The 1752-nt window shown below is 54.4% G+C and carries 1 protein-coding gene and 1 pseudogene; both read left to right on the forward strand.

Annotation, left to right across the window (positions count from 1 at the left end):
• Window positions 1-221, forward strand: a pseudogene (locus tag AB4Z52_RS36105) (hypothetical protein); the annotation flags it as partial.
• A 206-nt stretch (window positions 222-427) separates the two neighbouring features.
• A partial coding sequence (locus tag AB4Z52_RS36110; RefSeq protein ID WP_442222597.1) for a metallophosphoesterase family protein occupies window positions 428-1752 on the forward strand: 1325 nt, incomplete at its 3' end.

The following is a 1752-nucleotide window of genomic DNA, read 5'->3' on the forward strand; positions in this document are numbered from 1 at the left end:
GTTCCATTCTTCAGCAGCGGCAAATGTTCGGGAAAGACGCCGAATTGGTCTGCGACGCCGACGCCGGACATCGGCTTTTGCTCCCTGGAGAGACAACGCCAAGGTCTTCGCTACATGCGCATGGCGGCAGCGATGAAGCGGACGCAAGACTTGGTCGATCCGCCTGGGCGGTCATTGTCCACGCTCTCGGCTTGGAGGTAGAAGTGCCCAGTGGCAGATGACGGGCGTTCTGATCGAGGCGACCCGTCAAATTTGTGTTCGATCTTGGGGGACGCGGCACAAATTTCAAAAGGCTGCATAGTGCCACCGTCCAACACTGAAATCGACAAGCCGGGGGATAGGCGCAACTGCTGGCAGATCGCACGCGATCTCGAGATCACCAAAATTACAGTCAATTAAATTCTCAACCGGAATAGAGACGTAAACAATGACAGTTGAGCCTATTGCAGCACTTCTTCCGAAGTCGGCTGGCCACCAGTTCGTAATGTATGGAGATTCATGTTCGGGCGTTCCGGGCGCTTTGCACGAGAAAACTTTTGCAGATGTAAACGCAATCGTGAAGCGCTTAAGCCCCCAGCCCGAGTTCATCTTGTTTCCYGGGGATGAAATCATCGGTTTAACGCCTGACCCGGCAGTTCTGCGCTCACAGTGGAAACACTGGATCGACGTGGAAATGGCCTGGCTKGATCGCCAGAAGACGCCGATGTGGCAYACTACCGGYAATCACACGGCATATGACAMGATGAGCGAAGACATTTTYAGGGAGACSCTCCAGCTTCCYGAAAATGGTCCGACAGATCAGAAAGGGCTGTCGTATTGGGTCCGTCGCGACGACTTGTTGATGGTCTTCGTCCATACGCTTTGGACCGGCCTCGGTGGCGAGGGACACGTCGAAACCGGATGGCTACAGGCAACTCTCAAGCAGCATGCCGACGCGAAATATAAAATCGTACTCGGTCACCACCCGGTTTTTCCGGTCAACGGTTTTTCTGGAACCTACCAACGCGAAATCGGCCATGAGTATGCCGACAAGTTCTGGAACATTTTGGTGGATGCCAACGCCTTCGCTTATGTCTGCAGCCATATTCTCGCATACGATGTTCAGGTGCATCGCGGAGTGCTTCAGATTTGCACGGCCGGAGCTGGTACGGCACACAGAATGCCTGAAGGCGTTGAATATCTTCACTGTATCCAGGCGGCGCTCGATGAAGATGGCTTAAGATATCAGGTGCTAGATACGGACGGCGTTGCCCGGGAACAGYTGCAATGGCCACCGAAACCCACCGATGCTTCTACTGAATGGCAGCGAATTGAGGTCGGTAAATCTGACCCTCTCTTYGCCGGATTGATCAACCCCGGAAGGATTGTCGAATTTCGTGCCATGGGAAGAACGGCCCCGAAGCCTTGGGCCCCGGAACAGACGCTGTTCACAGCCCATTCTCCAGAAGCTATCGCTCCTGTCTGGCTTGGTTTGCGCGGCCCGAACCAAACCTTGACACTCATCGTCGGAAGGCAGCCGGGACGAAGCCCGTCATATTGGTTTGGTCCTGATTTACCCGCTGATTTCGACTTCGACTTCCATGTCGCTCTTTATCCAGGGATGGGGCCAGGGGGTATTCTCTTTCGGAACCACGGAGAAACCGTATGGACCTCATTCAAAGCCGCCACGGCAACGGGAATTGAAAATGTTCGGTGGCCCAACTCGTGGAATGTTGGCTATGGTCTGCATGGATCATCCGACCGCCCATTCAA

This window comes from Rhizobium sp. 2YAF20 (assembly GCF_052114685.1).
Taxonomy (GTDB): domain Bacteria; phylum Pseudomonadota; class Alphaproteobacteria; order Rhizobiales; family Rhizobiaceae; genus Rhizobium.